24 protein-coding genes and 1 pseudogene are annotated in these 23,956 nt (G+C 61.0%); 11 read left to right on the plus strand and 14 right to left on the minus strand.

Annotation, left to right across the window (positions count from 1 at the left end; translation table 11 throughout):
• A partial coding sequence (locus tag ABRP64_RS05985; RefSeq protein WP_349865860.1) for an IS3 family transposase occupies positions 1 to 82 on the plus strand: 82 nt, incomplete at its 5' end.
• 64 nt (positions 83 to 146) lie between these two features.
• Here ABRP64_RS05985 and ptsP read toward each other — a convergent pair.
• A complete protein-coding gene (gene ptsP, locus ABRP64_RS05990) occupies positions 147 to 1,835 on the minus strand; it encodes a phosphoenolpyruvate--protein phosphotransferase (RefSeq protein ID WP_284769659.1) in 1,689 nt (562 codons plus the stop codon).
• A gap of 209 nt (positions 1,836 to 2,044) precedes the next feature.
• On the opposite strand from ptsP, the gene ABRP64_RS05995 reads away from it, so the two are divergent.
• Genes ABRP64_RS05995 through ABRP64_RS06005 form a run of 3 tightly spaced genes read left to right on the plus strand, consistent with a single transcriptional unit; the run spans position 2,045 to position 5,447 of the window.
• Entirely contained in the window at positions 2,045 to 3,007 is a 963-nt protein-coding gene (locus tag ABRP64_RS05995; protein ID WP_284864375.1) for a 1-phosphofructokinase family hexose kinase, read from the plus strand.
• Between the two features lie 18 nt (positions 3,008 to 3,025).
• Positions 3,026 to 5,122, plus strand: coding sequence for a PTS fructose transporter subunit IIABC (locus ABRP64_RS06000; RefSeq protein ID WP_349865810.1), 2,097 nt, complete (start codon positions 3,026 to 3,028; stop codon positions 5,120 to 5,122).
• Between the two features lie 55 nt (positions 5,123 to 5,177).
• A complete protein-coding gene (locus ABRP64_RS06005) occupies positions 5,178 to 5,447 on the plus strand; it encodes an HPr family phosphocarrier protein (protein WP_023022720.1) in 270 nt (89 codons plus the stop codon).
• A gap of 129 nt (positions 5,448 to 5,576) precedes the next feature.
• On the opposite strand, the gene ABRP64_RS06010 is transcribed toward ABRP64_RS06005, so the two are convergent.
• From ABRP64_RS06010 to hflX, 3 genes and pseudogenes are all read right to left on the minus strand, one after another.
• Positions 5,577 to 6,620, minus strand: a complete 1,044-nt coding sequence (locus ABRP64_RS06010) for an HNH endonuclease signature motif containing protein (protein WP_349865812.1) — start codon at positions 6,618 to 6,620, stop codon at positions 5,577 to 5,579.
• A gap of 126 nt (positions 6,621 to 6,746) precedes the next feature.
• A pseudogene (locus ABRP64_RS06015) lies at positions 6,747 to 8,027 on the minus strand (uracil-xanthine permease family protein).
• A 32-nt stretch (positions 8,028 to 8,059) separates the two neighbouring features.
• Positions 8,060 to 9,568 (minus strand): GTPase HflX, encoded by a 1,509-nt coding sequence (gene hflX / locus ABRP64_RS06020; RefSeq protein WP_284899596.1) that lies wholly within the window; start codon positions 9,566 to 9,568, stop codon positions 8,060 to 8,062.
• A 75-nt stretch (positions 9,569 to 9,643) separates the two neighbouring features.
• Here hflX and ABRP64_RS06025 point away from each other — a divergent pair, with 75 nt between their 5' ends.
• Both ABRP64_RS06025 and ABRP64_RS06030 read left to right on the plus strand, forming a co-directional pair.
• A complete protein-coding gene (locus ABRP64_RS06025) occupies positions 9,644 to 10,453 on the plus strand; it encodes a hypothetical protein (RefSeq protein WP_349865814.1) in 810 nt (269 codons plus the stop codon).
• 11 nt (positions 10,454 to 10,464) lie between these two features.
• Positions 10,465 to 11,013, plus strand: coding sequence for a hypothetical protein (locus ABRP64_RS06030; RefSeq protein WP_349865816.1), 549 nt, complete (start codon positions 10,465 to 10,467; stop codon positions 11,011 to 11,013).
• Positions 11,014 to 11,018: 5 nt separating this feature from the next.
• Here the strand turns inward: ABRP64_RS06030 and dapF are convergent, their stop codons facing one another.
• The 3 genes from dapF to ABRP64_RS06045 are packed head-to-tail and all read right to left on the minus strand — an operon-like array spanning position 11,019 to position 13,376.
• A complete protein-coding gene (gene dapF, locus ABRP64_RS06035) occupies positions 11,019 to 11,864 on the minus strand; it encodes a diaminopimelate epimerase (RefSeq protein WP_349865818.1) in 846 nt (281 codons plus the stop codon).
• 10 nt (positions 11,865 to 11,874) lie between these two features.
• On the minus strand, positions 11,875 to 12,774 hold the full coding sequence (miaA, locus tag ABRP64_RS06040) for a tRNA (adenosine(37)-N6)-dimethylallyltransferase MiaA (RefSeq protein WP_284769650.1): 900 nt from the start codon (positions 12,772 to 12,774) through the stop codon (positions 11,875 to 11,877).
• Positions 12,756 to 13,376 carry a protein-L-isoaspartate O-methyltransferase family protein gene (locus ABRP64_RS06045; RefSeq protein WP_349865820.1) on the minus strand — a complete coding sequence of 207 codons (621 nt, stop codon included), beginning with the start codon at positions 13,374 to 13,376 and terminating at the stop codon, positions 12,756 to 12,758. The genes miaA and ABRP64_RS06045 overlap by 19 nt, the downstream gene beginning before the upstream one ends.
• Before the next feature lie 136 nt (positions 13,377 to 13,512).
• On the opposite strand from ABRP64_RS06045, the gene ABRP64_RS06050 reads away from it, so the two are divergent.
• Positions 13,513 to 14,817 carry a DUF349 domain-containing protein gene (locus tag ABRP64_RS06050; RefSeq protein WP_349865822.1) on the plus strand — a complete coding sequence of 435 codons (1,305 nt, stop codon included), beginning with the start codon at positions 13,513 to 13,515 and terminating at the stop codon, positions 14,815 to 14,817.
• A complete protein-coding gene (locus tag ABRP64_RS06055) occupies positions 14,817 to 15,917 on the plus strand; it encodes a GNAT family N-acetyltransferase (RefSeq protein ID WP_284853254.1) in 1,101 nt (366 codons plus the stop codon). The genes ABRP64_RS06050 and ABRP64_RS06055 overlap by 1 nt, the downstream gene beginning before the upstream one ends.
• On the opposite strand, the gene ABRP64_RS06060 is transcribed toward ABRP64_RS06055, so the two are convergent.
• From ABRP64_RS06060 to ABRP64_RS06080, 5 genes are all read right to left on the minus strand, one after another.
• Positions 15,914 to 16,540 (minus strand): Rv2732c family membrane protein, encoded by a 627-nt coding sequence (locus tag ABRP64_RS06060; protein ID WP_284853255.1) that lies wholly within the window; start codon positions 16,538 to 16,540, stop codon positions 15,914 to 15,916. The two genes, ABRP64_RS06055 and ABRP64_RS06060, sit on opposite strands and share 4 nt — an antisense overlap.
• A gap of 23 nt (positions 16,541 to 16,563) precedes the next feature.
• The gene (gene miaB, locus ABRP64_RS06065; RefSeq protein ID WP_349865824.1) at positions 16,564 to 18,090 is read right to left on the minus strand and encodes a tRNA (N6-isopentenyl adenosine(37)-C2)-methylthiotransferase MiaB; all 1,527 of its coding nucleotides are present in this window, start codon (positions 18,088 to 18,090) and stop codon (positions 16,564 to 16,566) included.
• 171 nt (positions 18,091 to 18,261) lie between these two features.
• On the minus strand, positions 18,262 to 18,861 hold the full coding sequence (recX, locus tag ABRP64_RS06070; RefSeq protein WP_284784281.1) for a recombination regulator RecX: 600 nt from the start codon (positions 18,859 to 18,861) through the stop codon (positions 18,262 to 18,264).
• 39 nt (positions 18,862 to 18,900) lie between these two features.
• Positions 18,901 to 20,037 (minus strand): recombinase RecA, encoded by a 1,137-nt coding sequence (gene recA, locus ABRP64_RS06075; RefSeq protein ID WP_005283473.1) that lies wholly within the window; start codon positions 20,035 to 20,037, stop codon positions 18,901 to 18,903.
• A gap of 181 nt (positions 20,038 to 20,218) precedes the next feature.
• Complete coding sequence (locus tag ABRP64_RS06080) at positions 20,219 to 20,434, minus strand: DUF3046 domain-containing protein (RefSeq protein WP_349865826.1); 216 nt, start codon at positions 20,432 to 20,434, stop codon at positions 20,219 to 20,221.
• 130 nt (positions 20,435 to 20,564) lie between these two features.
• Between ABRP64_RS06080 and ABRP64_RS06085 the strand changes: the two genes are divergently transcribed.
• The 3 genes from ABRP64_RS06085 to ABRP64_RS06095 are packed head-to-tail and all read left to right on the plus strand — an operon-like array spanning position 20,565 to position 22,458.
• Positions 20,565 to 21,128 carry a biotin transporter BioY gene (locus ABRP64_RS06085; RefSeq protein WP_349865828.1) on the plus strand — a complete coding sequence of 188 codons (564 nt, stop codon included), beginning with the start codon at positions 20,565 to 20,567 and terminating at the stop codon, positions 21,126 to 21,128.
• Positions 21,128 to 21,820, plus strand: a complete 693-nt coding sequence (locus ABRP64_RS06090; RefSeq protein WP_349865830.1) for an energy-coupling factor ABC transporter ATP-binding protein — start codon at positions 21,128 to 21,130, stop codon at positions 21,818 to 21,820. The genes ABRP64_RS06085 and ABRP64_RS06090 overlap by 1 nt, the downstream gene beginning before the upstream one ends.
• Positions 21,821 to 21,834: 14 nt before the next feature.
• A complete protein-coding gene (locus ABRP64_RS06095) occupies positions 21,835 to 22,458 on the plus strand; it encodes an energy-coupling factor transporter transmembrane component T family protein (RefSeq protein WP_284852006.1) in 624 nt (207 codons plus the stop codon).
• 124 nt (positions 22,459 to 22,582) lie between these two features.
• On the opposite strand, the gene ABRP64_RS06100 is transcribed toward ABRP64_RS06095, so the two are convergent.
• Both ABRP64_RS06100 and ABRP64_RS06105 read right to left on the minus strand, forming a co-directional pair.
• Complete coding sequence (locus ABRP64_RS06100; RefSeq protein ID WP_349865832.1) at positions 22,583 to 23,440, minus strand: PspA/IM30 family protein; 858 nt, start codon at positions 23,438 to 23,440, stop codon at positions 22,583 to 22,585.
• A 133-nt stretch (positions 23,441 to 23,573) separates the two neighbouring features.
• The gene (locus ABRP64_RS06105; RefSeq protein WP_005278839.1) at positions 23,574 to 23,951 is read right to left on the minus strand and encodes a helix-turn-helix domain-containing protein; all 378 of its coding nucleotides are present in this window, start codon (positions 23,949 to 23,951) and stop codon (positions 23,574 to 23,576) included.
• Positions 23,952 to 23,956 lie beyond the last annotated feature (5 nt).

The following is a 23,956-nucleotide window of genomic DNA, read 5'->3' on the forward strand; positions in this document are numbered from 1 at the left end:
CACCGAACGCATCCAACAACGACTCAAGGGCCTGACCCCGATGCAATATCGGAATCAGACCCTTGAACCCCTCATCAGCTAGAATTAAACCAGTCCAACTTTCGGGGGCCAGTTCACCGAGGTGGGGAGGGCGAAGCTTTATGCCGCTAGTTGAATTTTTCTATCTGCTCCATCGCCGCGGCACGGGCGGCGGAGGGACCTTCGGAATTGAGGGCGGCATCGGCAAGCTGCTGGCACTGGTCGAAGGTCAACTCGGCTAATTGGGCACCGACGCCGGCTACTGCGGTCGATGCAGCCGACAAGGAGTTGACGCCAAGGCCGGTCAATACGCAAGCCAGTAGCGGATCGGCGGCGGCCTCACCGCAGACGCCAACCGGGACGTTGTATTCGTGTCCAGCGATGCAGGTGTGCTGGATCAGACGAAGCACGGCCGGCTGCCACGGATCGGTGAGGTAAGCAAGCTGTGGCGACAAGCGGTCAGCGGCCATCGTGTACTGGGTGAGATCGTTGGTGCCGATGGATACGAAGTCCAGATGCGGCATGATCTTATCTGCCATCAGCGCTGCTGCGGGCACCTCAATCATCGCGCCCGCGGTCAGGCCACGCTCCCGGCACAGCTCCGCAAACCACTGGGCCTCCTTCGACGTCGCCACCATCGGTGCCATGACCCAGGTCTCGGCAGCTTCGCCGCGGGACTCCGCAGCCTGTGCGATCGCATCCAACTGGCGCGTCAAGAGGGATTCGTTATCGCGGGCAATGCGCAGACCGCGCACACCCAGCGCCGGGTTCTCCTCAGAGGACAACGTGGCATAAGAAATCGGCTTATCGGAGCCAGCATCCAAGGTGCGCACCACGACCTTGGAATCGGGGTAGGCGTTGAAGACCTTTCTGTAAATCTTTGCCTGCTCGTCAACGGAAGGCTCCTCGCTCGCGGAAAGGAACGACAGCTCCGTTCGGTAGAGGCCAATACCCTCTGCCTGCGAGTCAGAGGCAATGCGGGCGGCGTTGCCATCGGCCACGTTGGCTAAAAGCTGCACGCGGTGGCCGTCCTTAGTTTGCGCCGGCCCAGTCCATTCGGCCACGCGGGCGGCGCGCTCGCGATATTCTTCGACCGCCTTGGTGGATTCTGCCTCGTCCGCGCCCAGCGTCACGGTGCCGAGGGCACCGTCTACGAAGACAAGCGTGCCGCTTTCGATCTCCCGCAGCTTATTTCCCACGGCAACGATGCACGGAATATCGAGCTGGCGAGCGATGATCGCGGTGTGGCTGGTGGGCCCGCCCAACTCGGTAACGAGCGCGCGGATATGCGCGGTATCCAGGGTGGCTGTATCGGCAGGCGCGAGGTCATCGGCAAAAAGTACCGCTTGGCCTTCCACCATGGGCAAACCGGGCTCCTGCTCGCCGCGCAGCTGGGCGATGACGCGGTCGCGCACGTCCTTCAGATCGGTGGTGCGCTCAGCCATAACGCCGCCGGCCGCCTCAAACATGGTGACGAACTTGTCCGTGGCTCCCACCGTGGCGAACTCGGCATTCTTGCCGGAGCGGATGTTCTTGCGCACGGCCTTGTGCCAGCCACGGTCCTTGACCATGCCAGCGGTTGCGGTCAGCACTTCCGAGGCTTGGCCCTCCGCGGCTGCGGCGCGGTTTTCCAAGCGACTGGCAACGATATCGACTGCCTCGAGGAAGCGATCGTATTCGGCTTCGCTGCTGGCCTCTTGGTCAATACTTCCTTCAGTAGGAAGGTCCGGGCGGGGGCGGACCCATACGGCTTCTGCATAGGCGACTCCAGCGACAACGCCGGTTCCTTTAACAGTGGACTGAAGCGTATTTTCCATGGCGATACTTCCTTCGAAGATAGCGGCTTATTTATTTCCAGATCATCACAAATCCAACAGAAATGCAATGTATGCCACACGGTTTCTATTGACTTTCCAACACAATCGGGCAAGAATAAACATTATTGGCGGGCTTAAGCGCGTGTTCCAACCGGACCGACTGCGTGTGGCCCCCAATATACGCACTCTGCGAAAGGGATAAGCTCTCGATGATCCTCACGCTCACCCCAAACCCAAGCATCGACGCCACCCTGGCGCTCAATCAGCCTTTGGCCTCAGGCGATGTCCACCGCGCCGCCAGTGTTACCCAGGTTGCCGGCGGTAAAGGCGTCAACGTCGCCCACGCGGTTCACCTCGCCGGGAAAGAAACCCTAGCCCTCTTCCCCGCCCGCGCGGCCGATCCGTTCATCAACCTCATCCACGACGTCGATCTCCCCTACGCCCACGTGGACATGGATGGCGGCGTGCGCGTCAATACCACCATCACCGAGCCAGATGGCACGACCACCAAGGTCAACGGCCCTGGCCCGCTGCTTTCCGATGCCACCCAAAACCACCTCATCGCCACCCTTACCCGCCATGCCCAATCTGCCGATTGGGTAGCCCTTGCCGGATCGCTGCCCAAGGGCGTAGACGCTGGCTGGTATACCGACCTCATCAAGGAGATCCGCACTGCCGCCCCGCAGGCGCGCATCGCCGTGGATACCTCTGATGCCCCGATGAGGGCCATCGCCCAGCAGCTCGATTCCGCAGCCCCAGACCTCATCAAACCCAACGGCTTCGAACTGGGGCAGCTCACCGGTCAGGATGGCCTCGCCCTCGAGCGCGCCGCTGCGGCCGGGGATTATAGCCCGGTCGTGGAGGCTGCAAGGGATGTCGTAAAGCGCGGCATCAAGGAAGTCCTTGTCACCCTCGGCGGCGCCGGCGCCGTGCTGGTAAACGCAGACGGCGCATGGGCTGCCACCCCGCCTCCCGCCACGGTGAAATCCACGGTCGGCGCGGGTGATGCCGCGTTGGCCGGATACCTATTAGGGCGCACGCAGGGGCAAGGCCCAGCAGATTCCCTCGCACTCTCGGTGGCTTATGGCACCGCTGCGGCCGCAAAACCGGGCACCCAATTCCCCCGCCCCGAAGAACTCGATACCGCCCACACCTCCATCTCCGCTCTATAGCTAAAGGAGCCTTCCATCATGGCATCCGATCTCATCACTACCGAACTGGTAGCGCTCGACGCCGACTTCGGCGATAGCGTCGATTCCGTAATCACCAACCTCGCCACCCTGGTGCACGATACCGGGCGCGCAACCGAGGTCGAAGGCCTCGCCCAGCCCGCCATCGACCGCGAAGCCAAGGCCGGTACTGGCGTACCTGGCGGCGTGGCTATCCCCCACTGCCGTTCCGAGGCCGTCACCGAGCCGACGTTGGCTTTCGCCCGCCTGTCCCGCGGCGTGGATTTTTCCGGCCCCGACGACGATGCCCAGTTAGTCTTTCTCATTGCCGCACCTGCTGGCGGCGGCAAGGCCCACCTGCAGATTCTTTCCAAGCTCGCCCGCGCCCTCGTGCGCAAGGACTTCCTAGAGGCCCTGCGCACCGCGACGACGAAGGAAGAAATCGTCAAAGAAATCCTCGCCGTCGTCAACGCGGAAAAGCCGAAGAAGAAAAAGCAGAACACTGCGGAGGCTGCAGCTGGGACTGTGGAAGGGGCATCGGCTAGCGCGGGTGCTTCGGCGCAAGCTACCCGCATCGTTGCCATCACAGCCTGCCCAACCGGCATCGCGCACACCTACATGGCTGCCGATGCCCTCACCCAGACCGCCGGCGAGCGCGACGACGTCGATCTTACCGTCGAAACCCAGGGCTCGTCCAATAATGAATCGGTCTCGCAGTCCACCATCGATGCTGCCGATGCCGTCATCTTTGCCACGGACGTCGGCGTGCGCGACCGCGAGCGCTTCGCGGGCAAACCCGTCATCGAATCCGGCGTCAAGCGCGCCATCAACGAGCCCGGCAAGATGCTCGATGAAGCCATTGCGGCGGCAAAGAACCCGAATGCCCGCAAGGTTTCTGGCACGGCTACTTCTTCCTCCGCCGAAGAAGAGGGCCAGTCGCTGGGTTGGGGCAAGCGCATCCAGCAGGCGATTATGACCGGTGTGTCCTACATGGTGCCGTTCGTCGCCGCCGGCGGCCTGCTGCTCGCCCTCGGATTCCTCTTCGGTGGCGCCGATATGGCCAATGGCTGGCAGGCACTTTCCACCAATTACTCCCTCTCCAACCTGCCGGGCAATGACATCATCGTCGACGGCGAGACGATGTCGTTCGAGCATTCCGGCTACTCGCTTTATATAGGCGCGGTACTCTTTGCCATCGGCCAAGCCGCAATGGGCTTTATTGTCGCCGCACTTTCTGGCTATATCGCCTACGCCCTAGCCGGACGCCCGGGTATTGCGCCGGGCTTCGTCGGCGGTGCTATCGCCGTAACCCTCGACGCGGGCTTTATCGGTGGCCTGGTGACCGGTTTGTTGGCCGGCTTTATCGCCCTGTGGATTGGCAATTGGAAAGTCCCGCGCTGGCTCGGTTCCCTCATGCCGGTGGTCATCATTCCGCTTTTGACCTCCCTGGTCGTTGGCCTGGCGATGTACCTGCTATTGGGCGCCCCACTGGCTGCGCTGATGGAGGGCCTGCAAGATTGGCTGTCGTCCATGTCCGGGTCTTCTGCCGTAGTGCTCGGCATCATCTTGGGCCTGATGATGTGCGTCGACCTGGGTGGCCCGGTCAACAAGGCCGCCTATCTCTTTGCCACCGCGGGCTTGTCCACTGGCGATGTAGCCTCCATGCAAATCATGGCCGCGGTCATGGCCGCCGGCATGGTTCCGCCCATCGCACTGTCCTTGGCAACCTTCATTCGCAAGTCACTGTTTACTCCTGCTGAGCAGGAAAACGGTAAGTCCGCCTGGCTGCTCGGCCTGTCCTTCGTCTCCGAAGGCGCCATTCCGTTCGCCGCGGCCGATCCGTTCCGCGTCATCCCTTCTATGATGGCCGGTGGTGCCGTGACGGGTGCTATCTCCATGGCGCTGTCGGTCGAGTCCCGTGCCCCGCACGGTGGTGTCTTCGTCGCCTTCGCTATCGATCCGTTCTGGGCTTACCTGGTCGCAATCCTTGCCGGCGTGGCGGTATCCACCGTCGCAGTCTTGGCCATGAAGCAATTCTGTCCAAATAAAACCGTCCAGCAAGCTGCTCAAAAGGCTGCTCCAGAGCCCAAGACCAGTTCCCAGAACGTGGCGGCATAAACCAAACACTCGTACACTGGATCACGATAAATTAACCACAGAAAGGATAAATTCCATGGCTTCCAAGACTGTAAAGGTCGGCTCCTCCGTAGGACTGCACGCACGTCCTGCCTCCATCATTGCTGACGCTGCCGGCGAATTCGACGAGGACATTTTCCTGAACCTTGTTGGTGAAGATGACGATAACGAAACCGACGCCGCTTCTTCCCTGATGATCATGGCCCTCGGTGCTGAGCAGGGCGACGAGGTCACCGTTACCTCTGACAACGAAGAAGCCGTTGAGAAGATCGCCGGCCTCATCGAGCAGGATCTTGATGCTTCCTAAACGCTGCTGCTCATAACTAGCGTTTAAGCACGATTCGTACGCTCCTCGCCTTGATGGCGGGGAGCTTTTGCGATCCGCAGGCAGTTCTTCGCTACCCCTGTGAGCAGATTTAACTCGTTAGTGCAGCACTCAATTGCGGCCATCGGTCGTCGGCCGGTCGTTTCCGTTAGGGCTTCCGGGAGGCGTGGCCCAGGGAGGAAGCCAACGAACCTTTCCTGGTATTCGGGCCAATCGCCCGCGCCGCGGTGGCGCCTTCGGGTCATCGTCGTTAACGCCGTTGTGGTACGGGCAGCAGGTAGCGAGATTAGCGGCATTGGTATTGCCACCGTGCTGCCAGCTTTCTAGGTGGTGGATCTGGCACTCATCCGCAGGATAGTTGCACTTTTCCCAGGGACATACGGGATTGACTGCGGCAGCCATCAACCGCTGCTTCGCGTTGGCGAACCGGGACGTGCGGTACAAATTGACCGGTCCCTCAACGGGATGCACAAGCGTGATGTATCCGTGATCGCTTAAAACCCGGCTCACGAGGTCAGCACCACTGATTCGCGAGCCATTGGTGAGCTGCAGGGTTATTTCCTCGCCATCGCCGTCAACGATGCGATCGAGCTCGTCCAAGGTGATGACCACCTGCGTGCTCGCAGTGGTGCGCGCCCCAGATTTCCCGCCGAAGAAGATGGACTTAACTGAGTCCAGTGGGCTCTGGTTATCAAGGGCGGCGTGCATATCGGCGACATCGGCGGATTCCCCGGTAATGGTCAACGACCACGGTCCGCGCGGCCGGCGGGTAATGCGCACTCCTTTCTTGGGAGTGCGGGGCGGTTGGAGCTCCCGCAACATGGCGCGCGCCCGTTTGCGCAAGGCCGTGGCGCTGCCGCGAAATTTACACAACTCGGAGCGCACGGCCCAGGCATCGCGCTGGGTGCGAGCGCGCAGTGCGAATTTCTCGATCAGGGTGAGCACGTCTAGTGGGTGCGTCGTCGAGCGGGCCGTGCGTTGCTTGGCGCTAAAGGCACTGCGGCCAAAATAGATATCGCAAAGCTGCACCACATCGCGCGCGGCGACGTCGCTGGCACCGCGCTCCACCAAGTCGCGCTCGCTTAAGCCCTGGGCGGCGGCGATGATGTCCATCCCCTGGCCCAGCGCGGATAAGTAACGGTCGAGTGCGTTCATGCCGCCTAGTACAGCGCAGAACCCGGCGCAGCCGCGACCGCACGCACGAAGGCCTGTGGATTAGGCTGCAAACCGTACCGCTACGGCCCTATTTCGCGGCGGGTTCAACAAAGTTATCCACAGAATTTAGTATTTAGCGTCGTGGCCTTCGCCCACGGTTTCGTACAGCTTCCGCATGATCGGATAGGCAACGATGATGCCGACCGAGCCCCAGGCGATGCCCTCCAAGCTCACCCCGCCCACGGTCAGCGTCAGGTTGCCGATGCCCGCGATCAAGGCCACCGCGGCCGCGGTCAGGTTCACCGGGTTATTGAAGTTGACCTCATTATCCATCCAGATGCGCACGCCCAACATGCCGATAAGGCCGTAGAGCACCAGGGTGGCCCCGCCGAGCACGCCGGTGGGGATGGTAAAAATCAGCGCGCCGAACTTCGGGACGAAGGCCAACAAGATGGCGGTCAGGGCCGCAACCCAATACGCGGCGGTGGAATAGACGCGCGTGGCGGCCATGACGCCGATATTCTCGGCATAGGTGGTGGTACCGGAGCCGCCGAAACCACCGGCGAGGGAGGAGGCGAGGCCATCGGCAATCAGGGCATCGCCGGCAAGGTCGTCCAAATCGCGGTTGGTCATCTAAGAAACGGCCTTGACGTGGCCGACGTTTTCCGCAATCAGCACCACGAGCACCGGCAGGGCCACGGCGATGGCCGAAAGATGGAACTCAGGGGCATGGAATTCGGGCAGTCCTACCCACGGGGCGGCATCGATGGCGGCCTTGGCATCCTCGCCCAAGTTGCCGGTCAGGGCGGCGAAAATCCAGCCGACGACCACTCCGATGAGGATGGACAGGCGCGAGACCATGCCGCGCCCGGCCACAGTGGCCAAGAGAATAACCAGCAGCGTAATGCCTGCTACCAACGGCTGGCTGGCGAAGTTTTCGGTCGCATTCGGTGCCAAGTTAAGCCCGATGAGCGCGACGATGGCGCCGGTAACCGCCGGTGGCATCACAGCATCGAGCACCCGCCTGCCGGCAGCCTTGACCACGATACCGACCGCCACCAGCACCAAACCGGTCACCAGAATGGATCCGGCCTGCGCCGCAATCCCGTATTGCTGCGAGGCTGTCAGCGGAGCGATGAAAGCAAACGACGAGCCCAAGTAGGACGGCAGGCGATTGCGCGTAATCAGCAGGAAGAGGATGGTGCCGATGCCGGAAAATAGCAGCGTGGTATTGACCGGAAATCCGGTCAGGGTGGGCACCAGCAGCGTGGCACCAAACATCGCCACCACATGCTGCATGCCGATGCCAATGGTTCGGCCCCAGCTTAAACGTTCCTCGGGCGCGACCACGGCGCCTGGTGCAATCTTCTTACCGTCGCCGTGGACGGTCCAACCTAGTATGCTCACGAACCACCATTATGGGCCATGGAGCACGAATTTTAGGAATCTTCCTCCACGATGAATTCGGCGAGCTCGCGGGCGGTGGTGGCAGGCAGACGGACATCGACAAGCGTGCCATTTTCGGTATATTCCTCGCTGCGCACGGTGCCCTCGGCATGCACGCGGGAGACGACATCGCCGCGGGTGAAGGGAACCTGCAGCTTAACGTGGCTATCGCGGGAGTTGAGGAAGAGCTCCACGCGCGCGCTCAGCTCGTCGATGCCCTCCCCCGTGCGCGCCGAAACATAGACGACGTCCTCATGATCTAGGACGTGGCGCAGCTCCGCGAGCACAAGCGGATCGGCCTGGTCGATCTTATTGATCACGATGATTTCCGGCGGGGCCTGCTCACCAGTCTCGCTGACGATATCGTAGATGACCTTATTGACCGCCTCGATTTGCTTGAGCGGGAACGGGTCCGATCCGTCGACGACGTGCAGCATGATATCGGCGGCGAGCACCTCTTCCAGGGTGGATTTGAAGGCCTCCACCAGCTGGGTGGGCAGGTGGCGGACGAAGCCGACGGTATCGGTGAAGACGACCTGGCGGCCATCGGCAAGCGAGGCGCGGCGCGTGGTGGGATCCAAGGTGGCAAAAAGCGCGTCTTCAACAAGCACGCCCGCGTTCGTCATGGCATTAATGAGCGAAGATTTGCCGGCGTTGGTGTAGCCTGCGATGGCGATCTGAGCGATCGTGGAGGACTGGCGCCGAGAGCGCTTGACCTCGCGGGCGGTTTTCATCCCGCGCAATTCCTTGCGCAGGCGCGCCATCTCGGTGCGGATGCGCCGGCGGTCGGTTTCGATCTTGGTTTCACCGGGACCGCGCAGGCCCACGCCGCCATTAGAACCGGCGCGGCCACCGGCCTGGCGCGAAAGGTTGCCACCCCAACCGCGGGTGTGGGTATAGAGGTATTCCAGCTGTGCTAGCGAGACCTGCGCCTTGCCTTCCTTGGACTTTGCGTGCTGGGCAAAGATGTCCAAGATGAGCATGGTGCGGTCGATGACCTTGGTATTTAGCGCCCGCTCGAGCGCCGTGAGCTGGCCGGGGTTTAGCTCACCATCGCAGACGACGGTATCGGCCCCAGTGGCCTCGACGATATCGTGGAGCTCTTTGACCTTGCCCGAGCCGATGAAGGTGCCCGGGTCGGGTTTATCGCGCTTTTGGTAGATCATTTCGACTACGTCGGCGCCGGCGGTCTCGGTTAGGGCCGCCAGCTCATCCATCGTGGCCTCAACCTCCGCTACGGTGCCTTCGGTCCACACGCCCACGAGGATAACGCGCTCGAGGCGCAGTTTTCGGTATTCCACCTCGTAGCCATCGGTGGTGTCCTCGGCGCGGATGGAGGTCTCGCGGGTAACGCGGCGGAAGGCGTTGCGTTCGGCCAAATCTAGATCGCCGCTGGTGGGCGTGGTTTCCTGCGGGGTATCCGCGTGGTCGCGGAAGGCCTGGGCGAGAAGTTCGTCCTTGCTCGCGGAGCTATCAGAATTCTGCGGGGAAAATTTGTTCATATTGCTATCTATTTTGGCACGTTAGGCGGCAAAACGGGAATTGCGGTTTCCGGGCGTACTGGACAAAGCGATACAATGGTGCCTATGGAAACCACGCAGCCTAGGCCAACGACTACTACCCAGAAAAAGAATACCGAAATGCAGGCCATCGGCTTGGATTTCGAACGCTGGCAGGACGCGGTCGAGGCAGCCATCGCCACGGACCGCCTTGCCGTAACCGGTGAGGTCCGAGGTGGCCAGCTCATCCAATACGGTGATCCTTCGGGCGCCCAGCTTAATATCTTGGCGGTAGAGCCCTACGCCACCTTTATCGGTTTCGATGCGGTCACGCAGGGTTTTGCCCACGTAGAGATGTTTAATGACGTGCTAGCGATCATGGACATCATCGATCCATTCGGCACGCCGCTGGCCCAGGTCACGGCGAATCTCGCGCAGGGTCCACTGTTGGTAGAAGAACCGCGCCAGGACTGGCAGCAGGTATCGCTGACCGCAATGGGGCTTGATATCACCACCTACGACTCCCCTTCTGCCTACGAGGCCAAGACCGGTGAGTACCCCGCCCTTTTTGACTCCGAAGGCGCACGCGTCATCGCCTCTGGCTCCGGCGCGCAGGCCCCCACGCCCGCCGCCACCTTTGCCGCCCGGGTGATGGAAGCCGAATGGCGCACCAATGAACTCACCGGCGAAAAGTTCGCGCACCTCGTCATGGACGGGCTTTTCCCCTTCGATCTCTGCCTGCCGGCGGACCGTGGCGAATTGCCGGCCAAGGATTCCGTGATCTCCGGTACGGCCCTGCTCACCGCCGCTATTGACATGCCGTCCGGCGGCTGCGGCGATGGCGGATGCGGTTGCGGATCCGGCGGTTGCGGCTGCGGCGGACACTAGATTTTTAGGCCATGCCTTTCCTTAGCGATCCGCAAAACCGGAGGATACTTGTCTTTATCCTGCTTGTCCTTTGCGCGATCGCGATCGTTGTAACGCTAAAACTGCCCGGCCTCATCATCGCCGCCATGCTGGTGGGCGCGGGCTGGTTCATGCTGCGCACGCGCCCCGATACCGCGGAAAGAAAGGCCCTGCGCAGCTCCATCTCGCTTTCGGCGGACGATATCCAGGACGTCATCGCCGAATTCGAGGAATTCGAAACGTCCACGGAGGCGGAGCCACTGGCGGATCGCACGCTGTACCGGCCGGCGCTGCTCGACCTCGACTGCTCCCACCCCGCCATAGATGCGTTCCACTACGAATTAGCCGGGGCGCGCCGCTTCCTCCGCCGCCTCAATATCAGAATCCACGCCCACGGCATGCGCACGCAGGAGTTAGAATCACTCCTCCGCGTCACCGATGAGCGCGCCCGCGAGCTGAAAGAATCGTGGCTGGCGGCCCGCCGCGCGGCCTTCCAGCTCGGCCCGGATTACCGCACGCGCCAGATCGACGACGGAAACTAACGCCTCTACAGGCTTGTTTCTCCCGTAGCAACGATGGCGGAGGGGCCCGTCAAGCGCGTACCGCCGTCATAGGCCTCAACGGTGACCTCGCCGCCAGGAACGTGGACGTGGACGGTGCCGAGGGCTTGGGCGGCATCGGCAAGCGCGGCGGTAGCTGCCGCGACCGTGCCCGTACCGCACGACTGCGTCTCCCCAACCCCGCGCTCGAAGACGCGCATATGCACGTGCCCCTCCCGCAGCGGGGTCACCAGCTCAAAATTCACCCCGCCGGGAAAGAAGGACTCGTCGTAGACCGGCGCCGTGAGGTCCTTGGCGGCCAATGCTTCCGGTTCGAGGCCTGGAATGACGGCGGCGAGGTGCGGGTTGCCCATATCCACCCCGAGGCCGGCGTAGGACTCACCGCCCACGGACGCGGTAGATACCCCGGTCACGCGCGCGGGCCCCATCTCCACGGTGACGCTAGCGGCAGTGGCATCGCAGGAATGCACCGTTACTTGCTTGGCGCCCGCCCGGGTGCCGATGGTGAATGCGTCCTCGCTAACCAAGTCGTGCGAGCGCAGCCAGTGGGCAAAGACGCGGGTGCCATTGCCGCACATTTCCGCCACGGACCCATCGGCGTTGCGGTAATCCATAAACCAGTCGGCGGAATCCACCCCGTCCGGAAGTGCCGCCAACTCGCCCGCGTCCACGAGGGCGCCGGCGCGCACAACGCGCAACAGGCCATCGCCGCCGATGCCCGCCCGGCGGTCACACAGCGCCACCACGCGCTCCGGTGCAATCGGCACGTCGGCGTCGAAGTCTTCTACGATGACGAAGTCATTTTCAGTTCCATGGCCTTTGGCAAATTTCATGCCTTCTACCCTAGCGCCGAAGCGCGTGCAAAGCCTCGGCGGTAGTATCGCCCGCGGCATCGAGCCAGGTAATGCGCTTATCGCGGTTGAACCAGGAACGCTGGCGGCGCACGTACCGGCGGGTGCCAGTAATCGTGCGTTCTACCGCATCCTCCCACGTCAGCTCGCCGCGCTGGGCTTGTAGCACCTGCGCATAACCAATCGCGCGGCCGGCGGTGGAATCGGCCACAAGCCCCTTATCCTGCAGGCGCTCTACTTCTTCGACGAGGCCTTGCTCAAACATGAGGCGCGTGCGCTTTTCGATGCGCGGGTTCAACCACTCGCTGTCTGTGCGCAGCCCCAGCAGCTTGGTTCCCCACCGAGGCGGGCCATTCTTCGGCGGCTGGCTGGCCTTAAAGGGCTTGCCGGTCAGCTCGATGACCTCGAGTGCCCGGACGGTGCGCCGGGGGTCTTTGTCCTCAATGATGGCGGCCGCGGCCGGATCGACGCGCGCCAGCTCGGCGTGGAGTGCGTCGGTTCCGATATCGGCGCGGCGGGCCTCGTATTTGGCACGGACCTGCGGATCGGTGGGCGGGAATTGCCAATCATCCACCAATGCCTGAGCATAGAGCATGGATCCGCCGACGAGGATGGGCGTCTTACCGCGGGACATGATGTCCTCGATATCGCGCAAGGCCGCCTGCTGATAGCGCGCCACGGAGGCGGTTTCCGTCACGTCCCAGACATCGAGCTGGTGGTGCGGAATGCCTTCGCGCTCTGCGGGGGAAAGCTTCGCGGTCCCGATATCCATGCCGCGGTATAGCTGCATGGAATCGACATTGACCACTTCCCCACCCAGTTCATGGGCTAGGGCCAGCCCGAGCGCAGATTTGCCGGAGGCGGTGGGGCCAACTACTGCGATGGGGCGCATGCTACCTCCCAACCAGCCACGTAGCGGCCTACTCCGAGGGTGGCATCCGTCGCCCGCACCTGCGCGCGCTTGGGCGTGCAGCCGGCAAGCTCAAGCCAAAGCTCCGGCTCTTCCACGCCGCGTTGCTGAAGCCTCTCGGCATTGCTGCTTGCCGATGCCCCCATCAGCACCTCCTCGCACCACCGGTGCGCCTCCTGCGCGCCGGGGATAAGGGCCAGCGGTGCCCTCTCGGTAAGGCCCGCGCTGCCGTCTGCGACCACGACGCTCAGGACCTTAGGGTCTGGCGCGCCCAAGCGATCACGGCTATCGCGGACCGCTATCTGCGGGACCGTGGACAAGACGTAGTGGGCCATGATCTCTGGCAGGTAGCTTCCGGCGCCCACGTGCACTTGGTCGGCCCCCCAGGCGCGCAGGCTTCCGGTGTGGCTAGTATGCCACCGTGGGGAGCGGGATCCGATAATTTCTGCCTCGTTAATGCCGGCGGCAGCGGCTTCAACCGCCAAGGTGCGCGCTGCCGCGAGCAGTGCCCGCGAGGCGGCGTCGTTGGGAGCTAGCTCGACTGCCAGCGCCGGCGAGGCGGGCATAACCATGAGATTGAACATTATTCCTCCATACTATCTACCCAAGAGGAGGTAATTAAATAGATTCTAGGCACACAGCGATTTTTCGCGGTAATGTAACCAGTGATTTCATCCGGCAGCCGTGACGCGCGGCGATATATGTCTAGGAGGGCTTTCCATGTCTCCCACCCCTACTCCAGGTTCCATGCCCAAGAAGGGCCCCCGCCCTACAGCCAAGCCCGTGCCCGTTCAATCTCCGAGCAAGAACGATCCAACCAAGTGGGGGCGCGTCGATGCCGATGGGTCCGTCTTCGTTTCCGCCCCCGAGGGCGAGCGCAAGATTGGGGAATGGCAGGCAGGCTCTGCGCAAGAGGGCCTCGAGCACTTCGGCGCCCGCTATGACGATCTAGCCACCGAGATCGAGCTTTTGGAGGCTCGCCTGCGCGCCAACCCCAGCGAAGCCGCAGGAATCAAGCAGACGGCCGCGGAATTGCGCGAGACCCTGCCTACCGCTGCGGTTATTGGCGATATCGCCGCATTGGATCGCCGCCTGGGCGCGGTTATCGATCACTCCGTTGTGGCCGGGGAGCAGGCGCAGGCGGATAAGGAAAAGCGCCGACTGGATGCCATTGCGGCGAAGGAAAAACTCGCCGCCGAGGCGGAAGAGATTGCCGAAAATTCCACCGAATGGAAGGCCGCCGGTGACCGCATCCGCGCCATTTTGGAAGAGTGGAAGCAGATTAAGGGCATCGATAAGAAGACCGATGACGGCCTGTGGAAACGCTACTCTCGCGCCCGCGATGCCTTCAATAGGCGCCGCGGTTCGCACTTTGCAGAACTCGATCGCGCCCGCGCGGCGGCGCGAAAGAAGAAGGAAGAACTCGTCGAGCGCGCTGAAGCCATCCAGGACTCCACCGACTGGGGCCCTACCGCCCACGCCTACCGCGATCTCATGGCGGAGTGGAAGGCGGCTGGCCGCGCCCCACGCGAGGTCGATGACCAACTGTGGGCAAAGTTCCGCGCCGCTCAGGACCGCTTCTTTGATGCCCGCAATGCCGTCAACGACGAGCGGGACCGCGAGTTCGCCGAAAACGCCAAGGCAAAGGACGCGCTGCTTGCGGAATACGATAGCCTGATTGACCCATCGCAAAGCATGGACAAGGCCAAGGCTAAGCTGCGCGAGCTGCAGGAAAAGTGGGAGGAAATCGGCTTTGTGCCCCGCAATCAGGTGCGCGAGTACGAATCCAAGATCGAGCAGCTAGAAAAGCGCGTCACCCAGGCGGAAGAATCCGAATGGCGGCGCACCGACCCTGAAGCGCAGGCTCGCGTGGCCCAGTTCCAGGCCAAGGTGGAAGACTTCAAGGCCCAGTCCGCGGCCGCGGAAGCTAAGGGCAAAGAGAAGAAGGCCGCGGAGCTGCGCGCGCAGGCGGAGCAATGGCAGGAATTTGCCGATGCCGCTGCCAATGCCGTCAACGATAAATAGTGCACCTCGTTCAGATTGCGCGCCCCACCCAGGTATCCGAGGCTGAACCGGCGGATTGCATCCGATCCTTTGTTTTCTGGGCAAACCTGGCGGCGCAGGAAGCCAGTGGGGATGCGGCGGCCTCGACCTCGCCTAGCCGCGTGGTGCACCGCCTGCAAGGTTCGGGCGAATCGCAGACCTACCTTTTCGCCGTGGTCGATGCGCCGGCGACGCTCGGTCCTGTCTCCGAGCTTGGCCTGCCCCAAATCCCCGCCACCGCACCGAGCCCCGAGCTGGACTATGTAGGATTTATCCACATTAGCCTGCCGCTTTTAGAAGAGCGCAATGCCGCGGAAATCGAGTGCGTCCTCTGCGATCTGCCACTGCCCGGAGAACCCCTTGATGCCAAGGGGCAGAAGGTGGCTACCTGGATGGGAGATACCGCCTTAAAGATCACCCAACAGCTCGGCCGCAGCGTCGCGCACGTGGGTCTGCTGCACCCGCCGGAGACTTCGCCGGAGTACGACGCGATGGCGGAGGTCTATCAATCCCTGGGCTTTACGCAGCGCCATAGTGAGCGGCAACTAACCATCGATATTCCAGAACAGTCGGCTGCTGCCCTCTTTCCGCCTGGGCTTTCGGCCGCGGTATGGCAGGACTATGCCATACCGGAAGAACACATCGACGATGTCATGCGCCTTTTAACGGTCGCCTCCGCAGATGCCGATACCGGCACCCTGTCCACCGAACCCATCGTGTGGTCTCGGCAGCGATTGGAGGAGGCGCACCAACGCCTGCGTTCGCGGCGCGGACATACGTTGCTCGTAGCGCTCATTGATGACGCCGGCGACATCGTGGCGCTCACGGAACTGGCGCGCCATGAGGCTGCGGATCCGGAGGTCTGCGAATGGACCCTCACCGTCACCGACCGCGACCACCGCCGGCAAGGCTTGGCGCAATTGGCAAAACTCACCGCCCTGCACGAGGTCAATCAGGTCTGGCCGCAGGTGCGTCGCTGCTATTGTTCCGTCGCCGCCGGTGACGCAGCTATGAACGCGCTATACGCACGGCTCGGGGCGCGGGAAATCTCCCAATCCTCAGCCTGGGAGCTGCACCTTTAGCCCTCCTGCTGGTGACGGTGACGCTCGGCGGCCTTCTTGCGGCGGTCATCGATAAGCATCTCCTGCGGCTGTGGGGACGCAATATCGGACTGGATTTTGCCTACCTCATCCAGCTGGCCCGCCGAGGCGCGGACCTTCTCCTCGGCCGCGCGTTGCTCCGGGCTGCGGCGCAGGGCGACGAGGCTAAAGCCCAAGAAGGCCAGGAAGGTGGCCAGCATGCCCACCCACATGCCAATGGCCGGGCCGTCTGCGGTGGAGCCGCGGTACCAAAAGCCCCACAGGTTGACGAAGAAAGAAACCGTCACCATCATCCACGCAATCAGCCCGAGGGTGGCGCGGCGGGTCAGCAAGGTCGCCGTCGTCAGCACGCCCACGCCGAGTAGCGCGAGCCACGCGGAGACGGTTTCCATCAGCGAGATCTTCACCCCGTCATCGGTGGTGCCAAAACTCAGAACCTGCCACCCGTGGGCAGAGCCGGCATAAGGAACGATGAGGTAGACAATATAGGCCGCCACAGCGATCAACAGCGTCAGCTGCTGCCCACGCAGATCCATGGTTTGTGCTGCTCGGCGCTCCGCCTGTGCCGCCTCCTGGGCGGCGCTGGTGGTATTTCGCTCTGTCATGGCACCCTAGCCTACTCCCCCGGTTAGCAGCCGCAGGAATCCGCTGCGGCAGCGCTGGCAGGCTTGCCGATGCCCGGCAATCCCAGGCCCACCCCAATGGGAGCGGTAGTGGGGGTTTGACCCGCCGCCGACATGTCGCCGGCCTTGGTGCGGGTGTGGGTGTTTACTGCGGCATCGGCAAGCAAGAAGAACGAGCCTGCACCGGTGACCTTGGTGCGCACGACGTCGCCTGGGCGAATCTCAGCGGAGATATCCGCGCCGTTGTCGTCGATAGGGCTAAAGTGCACGAGGCGCCCATCGCGAGCGCGACCCGACATGCGGTGGGTCTCATCGTTCTTGCGCCCGCCTTCAGCCTGGACCAAGAGCTCCACCTCAGTGCCCACGAGCTTCTGATTCTCTTCTGCCTGGATGCTATCCTGCAGCGCAACGAGCCGCTCGAAGCGATCCTGGACGACTTCCTTGGGCACTTGGTTTTCCATCTCTGCCGCGGGGGTGCCAGGGCGCGGGGAATACTGGAAGGTAAACGCCGAGGCGAAGCGAGCGCGGCGAACCAACTCCATGGTGTCCTGGAAATCCTCTTCGGTCTCGCCCGGGAAGCCGACGATGATATCGGTAGTAATCGCCGCGTTTGGAATCTTCTCGCGAACCTCATCGAGAATGCGCAAGAACTTCTTCGTGCGGTAGGAACGGCGCATGTCCTTCAAGACCTTATCCGATCCGGACTGCAGCGGCATATGCAGCTGCGGGCACACCGCCGGGGTTTCCGCCATGGCGTCGATAACATCTGAGGTAAATTCTGCCGGGTGCGGGGAGGTAAACCGCAGACGCTCGAGGCCATCGATCTTCCCCACCTCGCGCAGCAGCTTCGAGAAAGCGAAGCGATCGCGCGGCATTTCTGGATCGGCGAAATTCACGCCATAGGCGTTGACGTTTTGGCCCAGCAGGGTGACCTCAGAGACGCCCTGGTCCACCAGCGCTTGTACCTCGGCCAGGATATCGCCCGGCCGGCGGTCCTCTTCCTTACCGCGCAGGGAGGGAACGATGCAGAAAGTACAGGTGTTATTGCAGCCTACGGACACCGACACCCAACCCGCGTAGGCGGATTCGCGCTTAGCGGGCAAAACCGAGGGGAACGCCTCTAGCGAATCGACGATTTCTACCTGGGCTTCCTCGTTATGGCGGGCGCGCTCGAGGAGGGTTGGCAATGCCGCCATATTGTGGGTGCCGAAGACGGCATCCACCCACGGTGCGTTGTCAAGGACAGTGTCTTTATCCTTTTGCGCAAGGCAACCGCCCACGGCAATTTGCATGCCTGGGTGGTTCTCCTTCGTCTTCTTCAATGCGCCCAGCGTGCCGTACAGGCGCTTGTCGGCGTTTTCGCGGACTGCGCACGTATTAAAGACGATGAGATCCGGCTCTGTGGCCTCGTCGGCGGCCGCGTAGCCAGCTTCCTCAAGCAGGCCAGAGATGCGCTCAGAATCGTGCACATTCATCTGACAGCCGAAGGTTCGGACTTCATAGGTACGGGTTTCAGGAATTGTCTGCTCCACGTCGGCATAGTCTAGCCATCACCCAGAACAACTCATAACCGTCGCTGCTAGGCGCCCATGAAGACTGGAAGATGAGACCAGGGCGTGGTGCACTGCGTTAGGGTGCGCACCCGCTGTGCGTGGGGATGCGCGCGCGAGTGCCTAGGTTAGTGTCCCACTAGGCGTACGGATTTAAGGAGAAGACAGCTCCTCGCAACGCTCCTCGAGGGCGCTAATGGCAATGTTCAAAGACATTCCCTCGTTGAACCCACGGCGCGCCAATACGCCTACGATTCTGCGCAGCTCCTTATCCCGTTCCTTCCTATCCGCAGGAACGGATTTCAGGCTGCGCGCCTTCTTTTCCGCCAAGGCTCGGGCCATAGCTTCTTCATCGGCGGCATCAATTTGCTCGAGGGCTTCGTCTCTATCCGCTTGGCTTACGCCTTTTTCCCGGAGCTCGCGGTCGAGGACGCTGCGCGATTTCCCCCTCCGCTTATGCCGCTGCCGCACCCATTCGGCGGCAAAGGCAGCATCGTTAATGAGGCCCGCATGCGCTAAGTCATCGAGGACATCTTCAACCACCTCGGGGTCGAATTCGGCTTGTACTAGACGGTCATACAATTCCTGACGGGATCGCGAACGTTGATCCAGCAAACCCAAGGCGCGGGAACGAACCTTGGATTTTGCCTCTTCGGCCTCCCGATCAAAAAGCCCGCCCCCGGCTTCTCCTTTTTCATAGGCCTCAAGGGCCTGGCGGAGTTGCTCTAACTTTTCAGGGGCGGGTTGATTCATAGCGCGGGTTAAAAGCGATGGGATTGCAGGTGGACAGGATTAGTCGTCATCGAAGTCGACGTTCGGGACCAAATCTACGGATTCATCCGTCAATGGGTCATCGGAGCCGGGGACATCCATGGCGGTAGCTTCTTCACCATTTGCCGCCTCTTCCCCAATGCCGAGCTTCTGGAAGATCTTCTTTTCGATCTCATTGGCAAGGTCTGGGTTGTCCTTAAGGAAGGAGCGGGCCTTCTCCTTACCTTGGCCCAATTGATCGCCTTCGTAAGTAAACCAGGAGCCGGACTTGCGGATGAAGCCGTTTTCTACGCCGAGATCAATGATGGAAGACTCCCGAGAGATACCCTCGCCGTACATGATGTCGAACTCGGCGATCTTGAATGGTGGGGAGACCTTATTCTTTACCACCTTGAGCTTTGTGCGGTTGCCAATGGCGTCTTGGCCATCCTTCAGGGTCTGGATACGGCGGATATCGCAGCGCACGGAGGAATAGAACTTCAGCGCCTTACCACCGGTGGTGGTCTCCGGGGAACCGAACATCACACCGATCTTTTCGCGCAGCTGGTTGATGAAGATTGCGGTGGTACCGGAGTTGTATAGCGCACCGGTCATCTTGCGCAAGGCCTGGGACATAAGGCGAGCTTGCAGGCCCACGTGGCTATCGCCCATCTCGCCTTCAATTTCCGCCTTTGGGGTCAACGCCGCCACGGAGTCCACAACGATAATGTCGATGGCGCCGGAGCGCACCAGCATATCTGCGATTTCTAGGGCCTGCTCACCAGTATCAGGCTGGGATACGAGGAGGTTATCGGTGTCGACACCTAGCAGGCGTGCATATTGGGGGTCGAGGGCGTGCTCGGCATCGATAAACGCTGCAATGCCGCCGTCTTTTTGCGCCGAGGCAATTGCGTGCAGTGCCACAGTCGTCTTACCAGAGGACTCTGGGCCATAGATTTCCACAATTCGGCCGCGGGGAAAGCCGCCAATACCCAGCGCCACGTCGATTGCCGTGTTGCCGGAAGAAATGGCCTTGATGGGCGGGCGGTCATCATCGCCCAAGCGCATAACGGCGCCTTTGCCATAATCCTTTTCAATCATGGCCATAGCTGCATCTAGCGCCTTCTGGCGGTCATCTCCCTTGGTTGCGGCTGAAGATGATTTCTTTTTCGTTGCCATTGTTATAAATCCTTATCTCGTACGACACTGCGTGAACACTTGATTAGACTGCTGCAGAGCCCTAAATGGTTCCGCCCTCATTGCAATCCCACTGTAGTCGCCCACACCGACACCCCAACTAGAGTACATACATCTGTTCGAATATCGAAAATGGACACGCATTTTCGGCTTTTCTCAGGCCCTATAAGGTTGGGTAATCTACGCCGAGACGGCACTCTTGGGGGACATCGAAGTCATCGCACAGCCCTATCCATACACGGCGGGGATCGACGCCACGTTCGATAAGTTCATCCGGCGTTCCATTGAGCGCAGATAAAACATGCGAATGGCTAATCCACGCCCCTTTTGATTCGCCAAATTCATCCACAACCAATTGGTGGTACTCCGTCAATCGCATGCGCGCAATCCTACCCACCACCATGGAAATTTTTCCAAAACCTTTACCAGGAACCTAAAAATGTTGTACTTGAACAACGTTCAAATACGCATGTCTACAGCGCCTTTACCCAAGATGCTAATCTTTTCCCATGCATAAGAACTCCGTGGCAACCACCATTGCCTATGTTGCGGTATTTACCGCCCTCGTTATCGTTTTAGCCTTCGTTTCTATCCCCGTAGGCACCGCCGGCGTCCCCATCGTCTTGCAAAACGCCGCGCTCATTTTGGCCGGACTCATCTTAGGCGGCAAACGCGGCGGCTACGTTGGGCTCCTATTCCTCTTTCTTGGTTTGGCATTGCCAGTTTTGGCAGGTGGTGGCACCACGCTCCGCGCGCTCGCCGGCCCCACCGTGGGATACATCGTCGGATACGTGCTCTCCCCAATCGTCGCAGGCGCCATTGCTTACCGCGCCCCACGCGGAAAGGGCGGCATGACCATTGTTCTCGCTATCGCGGCCATCGCAGGCCTCCTGGTGCAGTACACCTGTGGCGCGATCGGCTTGATGCTTCGCTCCGGATTGGACATCGGCCCGGCCATCGCGGCGCAAGGCCCGTTCGTCCTCGTTGACACTGCAAAACTCATCGTGGCCATCATCATCGCCGTCGGTGTTCACTCCGCATTCCCCGACCTGATGGGTAAGAAGGCCTCCTAGTGCCCACCATCGACTTTTCCTCGGTGACAGTAGCCTTTGATGAGACGGTAGTCCTCGATGACATCAACCTCACTTTAAGCGAGCAGAGGATCGGCATCATCGGTCAAAATGGCGGCGGAAAGTCCACGCTGACCCGGCTAATCAATGGCCTGGGTGAGCCCTCCGCGGGTACCGTCACCGTCGACGGCATAAGTCCCAGCGAGGAGGGCAAAAAGGTGCGCGAAAAGGTGGGTTTCGTCTTTTCTGATGCAGAAAATCAGATCGTCATGTCCAACGTGCGCGATGACATCGCTTTTTCGCTGCGCCGTTTCAAGTTATCTAAGGCCGAGCGCACTGCGCGAGTCGATGCCGCCCTAGAGCGGTTCGGGCTTCTAGACTTCGCCGAACGTTCCCCGCACACGCTATCTGGTGGACAGAAACAATTACTCGCCTTAGCCGCCGTACTGGTCATTGACCCGGTGCTCATCATCGCCGATGAGCCAACGACGCTGCTCGACCTTCGCAATCGCGACCGCATTAAGCGCGAGTTCGCACAGCTCGACCAGCAACTCATCGTGGTTACTCACGATCTGGAATTTCTCACGGATTTTGACCGCGTCATCTGCATCGATGACCACAAGGTTGCCGCCGATGGAGCTCCCCAAGAGGTCATCGATTTTTACCGAGACCTCATGGCGCAACGGCCACTCTAGAAAGTCACCAACTAATGACTCGCCGCAAAACCAATATTCCGCTTTCCGTGTATGTTCCGGGCACGACGGTAATCCACCGGATGAAGCCCAGTTGGAAAATACTCATCCTGCTGGTATTTATCCTGGTTACCAGCATCTTTTTCGACTCTTTGCCGTGGGCTGGCGGCGCGGTAATTGCCGCAGCGTTGACGTATATCGTTGCCCGCATTCCCCCACGAATTGCGTGGAGCCAGCTCTGGCCGCCCCTGATAATCCTCATTCCTCTTGCCGGGTTCCAGTGGTGGGCGAAAGATTTTGGCTACGCCGCCGTGATGTTCCTCAACATCTTGGCCGCCATGATTCTGGCCTTCTTATTAACTCTTACCTCAACGGTCGACGCGATCATGGAGTCCCTGGAGGAATCCCTCCAGCCGCTTAAACGATTCGGCGTCCCAGTAGAGAACATCAGCTTGGCGATGTCCCTGACAATCCGCCTCATCCCCCTAATGTTCGAAACGGTCTATGAGGTTCTCGATGCACGGAAGGCGCGCGGGGCTGGGTTTTCCCCCTCGGCGTTTGTCACGCCCGTCATCATCCGCTCTATTCGGCGCGCTCAGGCCATTGGCGAGGCCCTCCAGGCCCGCGGCGTCGGAGACTAAGGCAACAAAGGCACACGCCCGACTAGCGCCAAAAGCCTCCGCCTTCCCCCACCGCTCGGAGCGGGAAAGGAAAGATCGGAGGCTTTTGCGCAGTTTGCGTAATGAAGAGCGAGGGGTGAGGGAGTTACTCTCCGCGTAGCTCGCGCAGGCGGGCCTGGACGGCGTCATCATTCGACGTCGGCTGAGCGGCCTGATCCGCAGCGGAACCAGAGGCCTTATTGCTCTCGATGGCCTGAGTGTGGTTAGCTTCTACGGACTTCGTGGAGTTCATCTCGCTACGGATCTGCTCCAAGCGGGAGTGGCCGGCCATCTGGATGCCTGCTTGCTGAACCTCCGCCATACGGTTTTCTACAGAATATTCCGCCAATTCCGCCTGCCCCAGAGCCTTGGAGTAACGGCGCTCAATCTTATCGCGCACGGCATCGAGCGAAGGCGTGTTGCCGCCGGCCGAGAGCTCGTTCATGGAGTTCAAAGACTCAGAAACCTTTTCCTGCATCTTTGCCTGTTCCAGCTGCGATAGCAGCTTCGAACGCTCATCAACCTTCTGACGCAGTGCGGCATTATTGCGTTCTACAGCGCGCTTTGCCTGCTCAGCTTGTTGCAATGCCTGGTCATGGAGCTTCTTCGTGTCCTCGACAGACTCCTCTGCGGTAACCAGCTGAGCGGCAAAGGCCTCAGCGGCGTTCTCGTACTCCACGGCCTTGCTCTCATCGCCATTAGCGCGTGCCTTATCGGCAAGTTCGAGCGCCTGGCGGGTATTGCCCTGCAGCTTTTCAACCTCGGCGAGGCGTCGGTTAAGTTGCATCTCCAGCTGGCGTTGATTGCCAATGACTGCCGCGGCTTGCTGCGATAGCTCTTGATGCTGACGTTGGGCATCTTCGATGGCCTGCTCAATCTGAATTTTCGGATCGGCATTCTCCTCGATTTTATTATCGAACAGTGCCATGAGGTACTTCCAACCCTTAACAAATGGATTCGCCATTATGCTCTAGACCTTTCTAAGGAATGTGGGAATGCGTCGCGTTGTCGTGTTTATAGTAACCCAACGCCTAGGGCTCTGCCGCCACTAATCGCAGGTATCCACCGCGGCTACTCTCTTTAGAGTCGCGCACGCGTTAAAGCTCAGAAGCAGCCGGCGCAGTATGCGCGAGCTCTTCATCCATCGAGGGCAGCGCCATATAACCAGCAGCCTCGATCAGGACATCCGATACAGACGCGTCGAGCGCATGGCACACGGAGGCCAATAGCTCAGAAGAAACTTCCTTGCGGCCTCGCTCGAGCTCCGACAAGTAGCCCGGTGACACGCGGGCAACGCTAGCCAATTCGCGTAGAGTAACTGACTTATCCGCGCGGAATGCACGCAGGGTCAAGCCCAATGCTTCACGCAATAGTGGCTCGGGTGCGCGGGCAGGTTGTGGCGCCGATGGTGCCGCTGCCGCAGGTTCCGCGGCAGTCTGCGCCGAGTGGTCGAGGACTGCTGTAGAAATGTTCATCGTAA

Origin of the sequence: Corynebacterium sp. KPL4015 (genome assembly GCF_040225725.1) — a bacterium.
Classification (GTDB): Bacteria; Actinomycetota; Actinomycetes; order Mycobacteriales; family Mycobacteriaceae; genus Corynebacterium; species Corynebacterium rhinophilum.